This is a genomic window from Exiguobacterium sp. EA-TM-5, from assembly GCF_053878415.1.
The window spans coordinates 502,067-514,031 of sequence record NZ_CM132670.1; the positions used below are offsets into that span (position 1 = coordinate 502,067).

The following is an 11,965-nucleotide window of genomic DNA, read 5'->3' on the forward strand; positions in this document are numbered from 1 at the left end:
AAAAAGACCAATGCAAAGAGGTTGAGAAATAAAAGTCATGCATAAATTTTCGTTTTGCCTGACCACCCATGCCCCCGTTTTTACAGTGAAATCAAATATATATTATTGATTGGATGAGGAGAAATTTCGATGGAACATAAAGAAGATTTTAATTATGAACACCAGAACGTTGTAGACATATTAGCAGAAATGGTTTCAAAGGTCATTTTAGAAAAGTTACAGGGAGAGAAATCCAATGATTAATAGAAATGAGTTATCTAGGCTTGAAAGAGAGCTTATTAAAGATGATGTGGAACTGTTTTCTGAATTTGAAAACGTAGATATTTCTACGCTAGAAGGAAGAAAAGTTTTTGAGTGCATGTGTCAGTTAATCAATACGAAGCATGTAAGATTAGCAGCCATTCAAGAAATCCCATTGTCCCAAGTAGCGAAGTGGCAGATTGAAGATGGTAGTTGTAGTGGGGGTGAGATGCATGTTGAATCAAGCTCGACAGTCGAACCATCGGCTTAACGAACCAAATCGAACAGGAACACAGAAAAGAGCAGCAATTTATGCTCGAGTCTCTACATTGGAACAAGCAGAAGAAGGATACAGCATCGATGAGCAAGTTCGAGTATTGAGAGAAATGTGTGAACGAGAAGGTTTTATTGTCCATAGGGAATATGTAGACCGAGGAAAAAGTGGGAAAAATATTAAGGGGCGACCTGCATTACAACAGTTGCTCCATGATGCTAAGAGCAAAGAATTCGATTTAGTACTCGTTTGGAAGGTGAATCGCTTTTCTCGTAAGACGAAAGATTTACTGAATATTGTTGAAGAACTTGAAACGAGAAATATTGTGTTCCACTCTTTTACGGAGCATTATGAAACGGAAACACCAGCAGGAAAGATGCAATTTCGTATGTTAGCAGTCATCGCTGAGTTTGAACGCGATAATATTGCTCAAAACGTAAAAATGGGAATGTTAGCACGAGCAAAGGAGGGTTCTTGGAACGGTGGACAAGTTCTTGGATACGACGTCGTGAGTGTTACAGGAGAGAACCGTAAGCGCAAGGTCTCCACACTCGTAATTAATCTTTCTGAAGCACAAACGGTTCGAAAAATATTTGACCTTTATGTTGAAGGAAATGGCTACAAATCTATTGCGAACAGACTCAACAAAGAAGGGTATCGTACTAAGCAGAACAAGGATTTTTCAATCAATGGTATCAAAACAGTTCTTTGCAATCCTCTGTATGCGGGATTCATCCGTTACAACGTTCGGAGAGACTGGAATGAAAAAAGAAGAAACAACATCAATCCTAATCCTGTGATTGAGAAGGGGAAGCACGAAGCTATTATTTCAAAAGAAGTATGGGAAAAAACGAAAACAATCATGGCAAGCAGAAGTGGAAAACCTAATCGAATTCATGATGGGGAATTTCCACTCACCGGCATTATGAAATGCCCTGTTTGTAACGCTGGAATGGTGATTGGAAGAACAACAAATAAGCGTAAGGATGGTACTAAGAGAGTCCTAGAGTATTATGTATGCGGAGCTTGGAAGAACAAAGGTACAGCCGTTTGTCGTTCAAATGGTGTAAGAACAGATTATGCAGATAAGTATGTACTTGAAAAATTATCAACTTACGCTACAAATGAGACCCTTATGAAGCAAATTGTTGAACGAATCAATAACAAGAAGGAAAGAGATTCCGAACCCCTCCATCACGAATATGAGACGTTAAAAAAAGCGTTGCAGGTCAATCAACAAAAGAAAGAAAAGGTTCTTGGTCTGTATGAAGATGACTTGATTCAAAAGGCAGACCTTGTTCATCGATTGTCCACGTTGAATGAAGAAAAAGAAAGACTAGAAGAGCGAGTTTTGCCGATTGAACTTCAAATGGGGCAAGGTGGCAAGCGACAGGTAGACTTTTCTATGGTTAAGCAGGTCATGCAGAGCTTTAAAGGTGCTTACGAAGAAGCATTGACTAGAGAGCAACGTAAAAGGCTGATGCATCTTCTTATTCGTCAAATCACTATTGGTCAGGACCGAAAAATTGAAACGATTCAAGTACAACTAAACAAAGAAGTTACTAAGCACTTTACTTTAAAAGGAGGAGAAAATTCATCCATCACGGATGAATTTTCTCCTCCTTTTTCTATATTAATCGACTTATGAAAAGGGGCTAATCAAAATATGAGCGTTATTAATGTGTTTCGAACCTATTTAGAGAAACACCATCCACACTTAGCTGAAAACGATTGGCAGGCAGATGTTAGGACTCTTTCAGTAGATGATATAAGGAACACGAAAGTTAAAGCATCTATTCCGGATGAAGATAAAGCAAGACTAACATGTTGGATATTTTTCTACGATGGTGGTACGTCGAACGTAGTTTACCTATTACAGGATGTACAAGGTTTGAAAAACATCGGAATTGGTCTTTTGAGGGATGGCGAACTCATCAAACCCGTTAGCTTTGTAAACATGGTATGAAAAGAAAAAATACAACAATCAGACAATCTTCATATTTTTTAAAGGAGGTGAAATTTATGAAACCGATTGAGTTATTTAAAGCTGGTGTTGCATTTGGAGTATCTGTCTACTTTCATTTAAAGAAAAATGGTACGACTAATAAATAAAGGAGGAATTGAAATGCAATACTTTTTAATGGGAACGGTGGTAGGCATCGTAACTTGTTTAGCATCAGAAGTACTTCAAAGTCCTTTGCAGAACTATCGTTAATATTAAGAACTGTCAAAAAATATGTTGAAAATGAAATCCATATATTAAAAAAAGATATTGAGCTAATGGTCAGCCTGTTGTTTGAAATAAGAGTGACTGAAAGAATTAAAGTATAATGAGTTAAGACTTGAAATAGCGAAAAATATTAAGGAGGAAACGAAATGAAATTTGTTTACTACAATGATACTGGAAGAAGAGTAGGCATTCACCCAGCTACTGAAGAACATGGTACAACGTGTAATATGAATACTATTGAACCATTGGAAGAAAGAATTTTTCATTTACCAGAAAACACATACCCATGGGTTAAGATGTGGGATTATGGACAAGAGCGGGGTCTGAGTATATTGGTTTCTCCAAGACAAAACGATTGAACTAGAAATCAAAAGTTTCCTAACGCTTTATTGCCAAAGAAGTAATTTTAACTGTTAATTCAACTAAAAACCTCATTTAGATGTACTACGGAGAGCCGTATCATAAGTAAATGAGGTTTAAAGAGCTATCAATGAATATTCAGACTGAAGGAAGTACAAATCTACTTACAAATATTGAATAAGTTACGTATTTACTGTTTATGAAAGGCTTAGATGAAAGTGAGCTGGCTAAAGAGTCGGATGCTGAGTTACTGGGATTAGAACATGAAAGTATCTTTCTAAAAGATAAGTCATATTTATGCTGACACATACTCAAGAATCTTGGAGACGCTCCGGTCTGTATACCATTATGATGAGTGGGAGATATCCCCATTCATCAAAGGTCTTGAACGAAAAGGTTGAACACTATCTAAAATCAACATCAAGATTAATTAGCTGTATACAAATTGTGCCACAACGAACTACTGATAAAACAAGACACGGATACTCTCAAAAGATTGATTTAGGAGGAAATGGAAATAGGGGAACAGTATGAGAAGGATTATGGTGATACATCAATCACTAGTATGGTAAGTATCATCGTCGATCTTTACCGACAAGCAGCTTTTGAAGTTTTTTTTAGTGTTTCTTTCTGATAATTGACTAAATATGAAACAAGCCCATTTTGTTCGCCTCATCGTTGATTATGTAGTGAAAAATGAAATTTTAGATAAACGAATTCTTCAAGAAAATCCTTTCAGGACTTTAGGGAGTATTGCATCTTTTTCAAAGAGAATATCATCGATGCTGAGCGAATTTTGAGTATTGTTGATCAGATCAATCAAAATGCGGATGTTGTTTTATAAGAACAAAACATAGTATTTAAAATTTACAAATCGACTGTCCAATAGTATCATTGTGCAAAGCGTCATATAGAAACGAAAGAAATATTTTTATGATTTTTGTCAATATTTCATCTGTAATATTATGTTTTATAAGAGAAATTATATTAAAGATTAAAAGGTTTTGACGACTAAATATTTAATATAGTTTAGTAAGGGGTAATCATGTATTCTGAAATGTTATTTCATGGTTCTAATAAACGTAGGGGAGAAGCATTGCTTCAGACTCAGATAATGCCGATTACTAGAGGGAGTACGCACTGGTTAGGAGACGGAAGTTATTTCTTCACTGAGGAAATTCATGCTTATAAATGGATAGTGGATATGTATAAAAAAAAGTACTTTGGTAGTTTGAATCATACTAAATTACTCACCCATTATATAATTGTAGAAACTCTTTTAACCGTCCCTAAAGTGAGAGTATTTGATTTAACAAAAGCGGAACATAAAATAATATTTGATACAACTCTTAAACTAATGATGGAAAAGAAACAAATTCCATCAAACGAGATGGCTGAAGGGGTAGTTTTAAATTATTTATTTAATAGTATTGGTTACTCAAAAGATTACGATATGGTGAGAGCTCTATTTGAGATGAATAGAAACAAATATAAAGGTGTTAGATCTAGATTAGGGTACTTACCACAAGAGCAAATATGTATAAAAAATGTAAACGTTCTTGACCAAATTAGAGAATACGATTTCGCACCTAAGATTAAATCATTTGACACTATTTTAGAGAATTACTATTTTTGATATTAATGAATAAGTATCATACAATGAAGAGAGAAAGAGATAATAAGTTTCTTGTTCTATATAAACGATGTATAAATTCATTTAAGGAGGTTTTTAATATGGATTTATCTAAAAAATTGAGAGAAATTGAACAGCATTTCGAAAAAATAACTAATGAAGAGTTTGAAAGAAATCTTTTAAAAGCGGGGTTTGACGAGATAGAGCATAGTAGTTCTTCTCATATGCAAATGCTAGCTATAGGAGAGTTTCAAACATTAGGAATGGAACAAGTTGAGAATACAGTAACTTATTCAAGTAATAGAATAAATTATAAATTTGATATACTTCCTAATAAGACTACAGAAAGTCTCTCTATTTTGGTGGCATCGTAATGAAAGAAAGTATAAAAAGCGGTTTAAGATTCGTAAATTATCAAGTAAATGATGTTAATTTTCATTTAAATAATCGTTATGTAGATAATTCTCATACAGTCGAGTTTAATATTGAGAGATACGTGCAATATTTAGAAGATGAAGAGAATACAATGTATGTTACTTTAATTCTCAATATATTTGAAAATGCTGAAGAGAATAATTATCCGTTTTCTATTTTTTTAGATGTTACCGGGATATTTCAATTAGACAATATCGAGAGAGAACGTAGAGAAGATTTTGCAGAAGTTAATGCAGTAGCAATTTTATTTCCTTATCTAAGATCTTTAGTTTCAACCTACACTGCTAACTCTAATGTTCCAGCTTTGATCCTTCCTCCAATTAATGTGATGAAGTTACTTGAGAGTCAAGAAAATAAATTTAAATCTGAATAATATGATTTTAAAGGAGGGATAGTTAATATCCCTTCTTTTTATTGTTACTTATTTAACATTCTAAAGAGATTTATTGTTAGTAGTGAGGGAAAAAATAATAAGTTTTTTAGTAAAAAAAGAATAGGAATTCATTTAGAACTAACACAGTGAACCATATCATAAGTAACTAAAAGTATGTGTTTTCTATAGATTCAGTCAATATTGAATGGATCTCTTCTTATAAATATTCATACACTAACTGTAAAAATTGAAATATAGCTGTATAAAAAAAAATCTAAAGGGAAAAGTATAAGATCCGAAGAAATAAAGCTATAAGCAATAAAACTATTTCTAAAAGATTTGCTAGCAATAACATTCTTAAATTGAATAGGATGATCTAATTGAAGAATCAATATATGTTGATTGATTACAATAAAAATGTTCAATCTAAAATTGAAATTAAATTCAATTCTAAATTGAAAGTGTTTGAGTATAAATTAAATCAAACACTTTTTGACGGCGCCGTGATTAGAGACATTTTATATTTCGTAAATAACTTGGAACAAAAGTTTGGCAGAGCTAAACTTCCAGTGTACTTCGATCTAGGTTTGATTGAAATTAAAGATAAGCTGACTTATATTATTTTTGAATGTATTTGCGAATATTTAATCAGGGTTAAAAATAGAAAGGTACTTGTAGATTTTAAAGCCGATAAAAATATAGTAACTGATGGTATAGCCTCATCTCCTTTAAAATTTTTAAGTATAGGGTACAAACAAAAAAATAAATTTGAATTATATGGTGAGAAATTTAAAAAAGAAATTCATAATTCTCATTACAGAAGATTGATAGCCGTGGAAGAGGAAGAAGATCCTTATTTATTATCTAAGATTATGGGAGATATTGATTCCTTTTTGAAACCATTTAATGTAAATAAAGATAATAGACATACGATTGCTGAAGTAATTACTGAATTAGTAGGTAATGCTTTAGAGCACACTAAAACAGATTGTCTAATAGATTTAGATGTTGCTAGTGATTATATAAAAGAAAAAGAACCTGGAAATTTTTATGGTTTGAATATAACAATTGTTAACTTTTCAAATCAATTATTAGGTCATTCTATATCTCAAAAGTTAAAAAATATAGATATATTAAACGAACGACATCTTTGTTTGTTAGATGCTTTTCAAGAACATAAAAGAAAATTTGATAATGATTATATTGAAGAAGACTTTTACAACATAGCTTCTTTTCAACATAAAATAACAGGTAGATCTAAAAATGAAACCACTGGAGGAACTGGACTAACAAAGCTAATTCAACGACTTGAAAAACAATCAGATGATTATTCTTGTTATATGATAAGTGGAAAAAGAGCACTTTTTTTCCATCATGAGTATCTATTTTATAACGAAGATAATTGGATTGGCTTTAACAATACAAGAGACTTTTTTAATGAAATTCCTAACGAACGTACATTTGGTCCAAACAATATCAACATGCCCGGTACAGCTTATAACTTACACTTTGTCATGAAAGTTGAGGATTAATAAAAATGAATAATACTTTTGAATTAAATATTGATAAAATAATAACAAAATTAGCTGGTAATCCCTTAGGAAAAAGAATTTTTCAAGAACAGATAAAAAGTGAAATTAATTATAGTGAAGATATTGTAATAATAATCCCAGATAGGATTGATTCAATAGCGTCTTCGTTTATTCAAGGTTTTTTTGAAGAGATAGTTAAGAATATTGGGATTGCAGGAATTGAAGAAAAAATAACTATCCAATCTTCGATTCCGAATTTAAAACAATTGATAATTCAAAACTTAATATAATAGTTTTTATCGGGGGTATTAGTATTGGCATTAGTAGCTATAATTATATCTGTAATATCTGTAATAGTTACAATCTATTTTAGTGTCGTACAACATTTAAGAGAAAATAGACTGAATCAAACAAATTTGGAGTCGGTCTATTTTAACGATATCTATAAAAAAATACTCATAAAAGACATTCCTACAGGTCTTAAGTATATGCACATTAGTACAACAGGAGATATAAAAGACACTAAAAGATTAAGGGAATCATTACAACAAATGTTTCAAGTTTCTGTGTATTATCAATATAATGATGAAAATTTTTATAATACATTAAGATCAAAATGTGAAGAAATAGAGGATTATATTTTAGAAAAGCAGGAGCGACCTTTATCAACAACTGATATAGAAATATTTAATACTAAAATTCGGCGTCAAATAAAAGAATTGTACCAAATAGTAAATGATAAATTTTTAGGAACTAAAAAATATAGATTGAGGTTTTTTAAAGTGTCTCTTAACAGAACCAAATTTATTTATAAAATTACCTCTATCTTATTTATCTTTTTAATTTTATCAACAATAATAATTTCTATTCAGCGTCATTATAATTCTATTGAGATCAAAAGATTAATTCGATACTCCCAAGAAAATAATCTTGAATATAAAATAAAAATAAATAACTCTATAACTAAATCATTTTATTTTGAAACTAGTTCTACAAAGTAGTGTAACTATTTTTTATCCTAATATAATGATTAGTAATCGAAAATAAACTACGCTTATCTAAATGCGTAGTTTATTTTTATTTATGAATTTCTTTCTAATACACTTATTAGTATTTTATGAATGACTTCATGATCCCGAACGTCATGGACACGATAAGTGCCGGGTAACGTATAGACGTCTATCGCCCCGACGTAAGCAATCTTTAGTTCTAACGTTCCGTCCTCTTGACAGATCGTCCGGAGTTCCAGTTCACCGCTGATGACACCGACTTCTTGCGTCATGACACCATGTGTGGCGGTAAAAGTAGAGGTTTTCGTTTCCATCGAATCGACTCCTTTTTAGTATGTACATGTGTTCAACATTGTTTGTAAGGCTGTTTTTTCACTCGACTGTAAGCTGAGGTTCCATCGGCTCTTCGTATTGATCCACATCTTCGAGTAGGCACAACTCGCACCTGCCCGTGTCGGCTTCCATGTCGACGGATCCTGGTCCCCTTTTGAACGGTTCGAGCTTGCAGAGACAGCGATCAACTGTGGACCTGTCAAATCGTTTGCGAACGCTTGACGTGTCGTCGTCGTCCAGCTGCTTGCTCCTGAGCGCCATGCTTCCGCAAGCGGTACGACGTGATCAATGTCGAGGTCAGACGGGTTCGTGAATGTCAGTCCGTCATAGTAACTATACCAAGACCCGGATGTAACGGGGCACGTTCCGACATATGAATCAGCATCACGTTTTAAGACGACTTGTCGTGTATCACAGCCGCCTCCTTGACTGCTCCAGTGCGGGAACAAGTCACGCGAATAACCAGTCATGCTGCCTTCTGTTTTAACCGTTAAAGCATCGAGTTGAGACTGAGCCGTCGCTTTCGACGAGATACCTGAGGGTAGTGCAGAAACGGATGTCGTATCGAACTGGAAAGCGGTCAGGCAGACGAGTGCAGTGATGACGATGGACTTGATGGCTTTGAACACGTGTCATTCCTCCTATGTATGAGACGAGATGATGTGAAGACACCCTTCACATTTTTTAGTATGGCATCACTTATTTAGGAAAAAATAAATATCGTGTAAATGTTACTAAAATTAAATTTTTGTCATTATATAGAAGGGTCTGATGTTAGGATTTAGGTGGAGAAGAAAGGGGACTACATAATGAACGAACGAATCAGAGGATGGTTGATCGTGTTCGGCGTATTTTTAGTCGTAAGTGGCACATTGACGGAAGCACAGCGTTATTTCAATACGAAAGAACTAGATAATTGCATCGCACAAGCTCGCGCTGCCCACCAAGAATATGAATATGAGATCGTTAATCCCGTCACACGCGCTTATTCGTTCAGTGCACACTGATTTCCTAAAAGATGTCGGGTCATCTCGCATATGGTACGCTTTTCAGGAAGCAGGATTTTAATGATTCGAGGAGCTGGTATGCATGAATAAAAAAGACATCGCCGACATCCGTCGTCACTTCAAGATGGATGCCGATTTACTAAAAATCCATGAAATCTACAACGTCTATATCCGAAAAGAGACGAGCGAAATCTATCATGAGGAAGCCCGACCATTTCCATTGCTTGATCCGGAGCAACAGGAACTTTTCCTCGCGAACTTCAAGAAGGTACTAGGTGGAAAACTCGACGTCAAGCTGTTCGAGGTCAAGTTCACCCATCCGGAAGAAGGGGAGACGGGTCATACGCAACAGCTCCTTTATGAAGGACTGTATGCGGAAGAGCCGGAGGACTGGGTCGAGCAGATGCAGACGATGGCGCTGAAGATGGTTCAAGACGTCCAGTATGAGAATGATCTCGTCGTCACGTTCATTCGTGGTCAATACTATAAAACGACAAAACGCCAAGCGGATGAGACGGAAATCGATCCGAATGACGACGTCTATACGACACCATTCATTCTCGGTAGCCTGAACTTAACAGAGCTACCGAAGCAATCGCTCGTCTTTGATTTTGTCGAACGGGAATTCAAGTCGAACTTATTCATCAATCCGGTTATCAAACTCGCGTCACCGATTGGTGGATTCCTCTTCCCGACCTTCACGGACAACGCAGCAGACGTCAATCACGTCTTGTATGCAGCAGGTAAGCCGAATAAACCGGATTTCGGCTTCCTTGAAAACGTCTTGAACGGTCTACCGATCGTCACAGCAGATGAGGATAAAGCAATTTTCGAGGAAATCGTCAAATCGGTCGTCGGCGAATCGATGGATACGAAGACGCTAGCCGGTGTCTATGAAAACATCAATCAGTTGATCGTTGTCGAAGAGGATCAAGATGAGGAAGAAGTACCGATGCTCGACGTCCAGGAAGTCGAGCGTGTTCTGAAGGCGAGTGGTGTCGAAGACGTCAGCACGGAGCAGGTCGAACGAGCGTTCAAGACGGTCGTCGACGATCCGACGTACGAGATGAAGGCGAGCAACATCGTTCCGAACTATGAAGCGAAATCGATTAAAATTAATACGAAGGTCGCAAACATCGCGATCAGTCCGCAAGACTTGAAGTACGTCAAACAGGTCAACTATCAAGGTAAACGCTGCCTGTTGATCGAGGTCGAGGAAGATACAGTCATCGATGGCTTTACGATCGTTTCACAAGAACAATTACGATGAAGATCAGCGCAGGCGACTGCGCTGATTTTTTTTGGATGAAACATTTGCTTCTCCTGTCAAAGACAGGTATATTGTGATGTAAGCGGTCTCTTTTTTGAAAAAGAGGCATTCGAAATTTTTTTAACGGTTATCGAAAGCGCTTTCGATAACTATTTGATAAGAAAGGAAGCGATCTATTTGTCTACCACATCAATGCAAGATTTACTGCGGGAGTTACGAAATTGTTCACCTATCTATCAAGATGGTCTTGAAATCGTCGATAAGCCGATTCCCGACGTCTCGACTCCAGGAACACTTGATCCGCGTGTCCGTGAGGTCGTCCTCACGCAGCGTCCATCGGTCTCGATTTCAGAAGGTGCGTCGCCAGTCGAACTGGCGCGTGCCGGCATGGGCTGGGACAACGAAGACGTGACGACACGGCAGATCTCAACGGACGTCCTCGCAATTCCAAGACCCGGTACCACGATTGAAGGACGACTGTATCGTCCGGAAGCGGCACGTCCGCTCCCGCTCGTCGTCTACTTCCACGGCGGTGGTTTTTTCGGTGGCACGCTCGAGACAGTCGAGAATCCATGTAAGGCATTAGCTGATAAGGGGAACGTCGCCGTCTTATCGGTCGGCTATCGATTGGCGCCAGAGCATCCGTTTCCAACAGGGCTCGAGGATTGTCATACGGCGATCGATTGGGCAGTCGAACACGCCGATCGACTCGGAATCGATCCAAGTGCGATTGCTGTCGCCGGCGATAGTGCGGGTGGGAACTTAGCGACGGTCTGTTGTCTGCTCGACCGCGAGCGTCCGACGCCGTACATTCGCTATCAAGTCTTATATTATCCGGTCGTTAATGTCGGCGAACATCCGAATCCGGAATATGACTGGACGCTTAAAGCATACGACCGACAAACGGAACCCGAGCTACTCGAACAAATCATTCTCGCGCTTCAAGATGCAGAAGGTGTCCTCGAGCAATGGTATGTCCAAGCAAGTGATTCGACGGATCGCCGGATCTCGCCGTTGTTCGCGACGCTCAACGATTTACCAGAGGCACTCGTCATTACAGGAGAGTTTGATTACTTACGTCTTGAAGGTGAAGCGTATGCGAAAAAGCTCGCGCGCGCCGGCGTCAAGACTCGTTATCTCCAGTACCGCGGGATGGAACATGCTTTTCTTGATAAACTCGGTCTGTATCCGCAAGCCGAAGACAGCTTAGACGAAATCGCGAAAGACTTAAAACGACTTTTTTCTCAAACTAACTAACAAAGGTGGAT

Annotated in this window: 15 protein-coding genes; 13 read left to right on the forward strand and 2 right to left on the reverse strand. The window is 36.8% G+C overall.

The window, feature by feature from the left end; all coding sequences use genetic code 11:
• The first annotated feature begins 235 nt into the window (after positions 1 to 235).
• The 10 genes from ACV3PA_RS02715 to ACV3PA_RS02760 all read left to right on the forward strand — a co-directional run bounded on the left by ACV3PA_RS02715 (position 236) and on the right by ACV3PA_RS02760 (position 8,078).
• Positions 236 to 511, forward strand: a complete 276-nt coding sequence (locus ACV3PA_RS02715) for a hypothetical protein (protein WP_456125563.1) — start codon at positions 236 to 238, stop codon at positions 509 to 511.
• Positions 474 to 2,162 (forward strand): recombinase family protein, encoded by a 1,689-nt coding sequence (locus ACV3PA_RS02720; protein ID WP_456125564.1) that lies wholly within the window; start codon positions 474 to 476, stop codon positions 2,160 to 2,162. Before ACV3PA_RS02715 ends, ACV3PA_RS02720 begins: the two co-directional genes overlap by 38 nt.
• An 18-nt stretch (positions 2,163 to 2,180) precedes the next feature.
• Positions 2,181 to 2,480 carry a hypothetical protein gene (locus ACV3PA_RS02725; protein WP_456125565.1) on the forward strand — a complete coding sequence of 100 codons (300 nt, stop codon included), beginning with the start codon at positions 2,181 to 2,183 and terminating at the stop codon, positions 2,478 to 2,480.
• Between the two features lie 410 nt (positions 2,481 to 2,890).
• Positions 2,891 to 3,103 (forward strand): hypothetical protein, encoded by a 213-nt coding sequence (locus ACV3PA_RS02730; protein WP_456125566.1) that lies wholly within the window; start codon positions 2,891 to 2,893, stop codon positions 3,101 to 3,103.
• A gap of 1,046 nt (positions 3,104 to 4,149) precedes the next feature.
• Positions 4,150 to 4,740, forward strand: a complete 591-nt coding sequence (locus ACV3PA_RS02735) for a hypothetical protein (RefSeq protein ID WP_456125567.1) — start codon at positions 4,150 to 4,152, stop codon at positions 4,738 to 4,740.
• A 98-nt stretch (positions 4,741 to 4,838) separates the two neighbouring features.
• Positions 4,839 to 5,111, forward strand: a complete 273-nt coding sequence (locus ACV3PA_RS02740; RefSeq protein WP_456125568.1) for a hypothetical protein — start codon at positions 4,839 to 4,841, stop codon at positions 5,109 to 5,111.
• The gene (locus ACV3PA_RS02745) at positions 5,111 to 5,545 is read left to right on the forward strand and encodes a protein-export chaperone SecB (RefSeq protein ID WP_456125569.1); all 435 of its coding nucleotides are present in this window, start codon (positions 5,111 to 5,113) and stop codon (positions 5,543 to 5,545) included. The genes ACV3PA_RS02740 and ACV3PA_RS02745 overlap by 1 nt, the downstream gene beginning before the upstream one ends.
• A gap of 380 nt (positions 5,546 to 5,925) precedes the next feature.
• Positions 5,926 to 7,077 (forward strand): hypothetical protein, encoded by a 1,152-nt coding sequence (locus ACV3PA_RS02750; RefSeq protein ID WP_456125570.1) that lies wholly within the window; start codon positions 5,926 to 5,928, stop codon positions 7,075 to 7,077.
• A gap of 5 nt (positions 7,078 to 7,082) precedes the next feature.
• Positions 7,083 to 7,367: an STAS-like domain-containing protein gene (locus ACV3PA_RS02755; protein ID WP_456125571.1), complete on the forward strand. Its 285-nt coding sequence runs from the start codon at positions 7,083 to 7,085 to the stop codon at positions 7,365 to 7,367.
• Between the two features lie 24 nt (positions 7,368 to 7,391).
• Positions 7,392 to 8,078 carry a hypothetical protein gene (locus ACV3PA_RS02760; protein ID WP_456125572.1) on the forward strand — a complete coding sequence of 229 codons (687 nt, stop codon included), beginning with the start codon at positions 7,392 to 7,394 and terminating at the stop codon, positions 8,076 to 8,078.
• An 80-nt stretch (positions 8,079 to 8,158) separates the two neighbouring features.
• On the opposite strand, the gene ACV3PA_RS02765 is transcribed toward ACV3PA_RS02760, so the two are convergent.
• Together ACV3PA_RS02765 and ACV3PA_RS02770 are read right to left on the reverse strand one after the other, a co-directional pair.
• A complete protein-coding gene (locus ACV3PA_RS02765) occupies positions 8,159 to 8,401 on the reverse strand; it encodes a hypothetical protein (protein ID WP_456125573.1) in 243 nt (80 codons plus the stop codon).
• A gap of 15 nt (positions 8,402 to 8,416) precedes the next feature.
• Positions 8,417 to 9,037 (reverse strand): HNH endonuclease family protein, encoded by a 621-nt coding sequence (locus tag ACV3PA_RS02770; protein WP_456125947.1) that lies wholly within the window; start codon positions 9,035 to 9,037, stop codon positions 8,417 to 8,419.
• A 192-nt stretch (positions 9,038 to 9,229) separates the two neighbouring features.
• Here ACV3PA_RS02770 and ACV3PA_RS02775 point away from each other — a divergent pair, with 192 nt between their 5' ends.
• From ACV3PA_RS02775 to ACV3PA_RS02785, 3 genes are all read left to right on the forward strand, one after another.
• Positions 9,230 to 9,427 (forward strand): hypothetical protein, encoded by a 198-nt coding sequence (locus ACV3PA_RS02775; RefSeq protein WP_456125574.1) that lies wholly within the window; start codon positions 9,230 to 9,232, stop codon positions 9,425 to 9,427.
• A gap of 82 nt (positions 9,428 to 9,509) precedes the next feature.
• Complete coding sequence (locus ACV3PA_RS02780; protein ID WP_456125575.1) at positions 9,510 to 10,697, forward strand: DUF4317 domain-containing protein; 1,188 nt, start codon at positions 9,510 to 9,512, stop codon at positions 10,695 to 10,697.
• A 177-nt stretch (positions 10,698 to 10,874) separates the two neighbouring features.
• On the forward strand, positions 10,875 to 11,954 hold the full coding sequence (locus tag ACV3PA_RS02785) for an alpha/beta hydrolase (RefSeq protein ID WP_456125576.1): 1,080 nt from the start codon (positions 10,875 to 10,877) through the stop codon (positions 11,952 to 11,954).
• Positions 11,955 to 11,965 lie beyond the last annotated feature (11 nt).

Coding starts and splice junctions, on each gene's coding strand:
- ACV3PA_RS02715 (WP_456125563.1), top strand. CDS start 236: ATGATTAATAGAAATGAGTTATCTAGGCTTGAAAGAGAGCTTATTAAA.
- ACV3PA_RS02720 (WP_456125564.1), top strand. CDS start 474: ATGTTGAATCAAGCTCGACAGTCGAACCATCGGCTTAACGAACCAAAT.
- ACV3PA_RS02725 (WP_456125565.1), top strand. CDS start 2,181: ATGAGCGTTATTAATGTGTTTCGAACCTATTTAGAGAAACACCATCCA.
- ACV3PA_RS02730 (WP_456125566.1), top strand. CDS start 2,891: ATGAAATTTGTTTACTACAATGATACTGGAAGAAGAGTAGGCATTCAC.
- ACV3PA_RS02735 (WP_456125567.1), top strand. CDS start 4,150: ATGTATTCTGAAATGTTATTTCATGGTTCTAATAAACGTAGGGGAGAA.
- ACV3PA_RS02740 (WP_456125568.1), top strand. CDS start 4,839: ATGGATTTATCTAAAAAATTGAGAGAAATTGAACAGCATTTCGAAAAA.
- ACV3PA_RS02745 (WP_456125569.1), top strand. CDS start 5,111: ATGAAAGAAAGTATAAAAAGCGGTTTAAGATTCGTAAATTATCAAGTA.
- ACV3PA_RS02755 (WP_456125571.1), top strand. CDS start 7,083: ATGAATAATACTTTTGAATTAAATATTGATAAAATAATAACAAAATTA.
- ACV3PA_RS02765 (WP_456125573.1), bottom strand. CDS start 8,401: ATGGAAACGAAAACCTCTACTTTTACCGCCACACATGGTGTCATGACG.
- ACV3PA_RS02775 (WP_456125574.1), top strand. CDS start 9,230: ATGAACGAACGAATCAGAGGATGGTTGATCGTGTTCGGCGTATTTTTA.
- ACV3PA_RS02780 (WP_456125575.1), top strand. CDS start 9,510: ATGAATAAAAAAGACATCGCCGACATCCGTCGTCACTTCAAGATGGAT.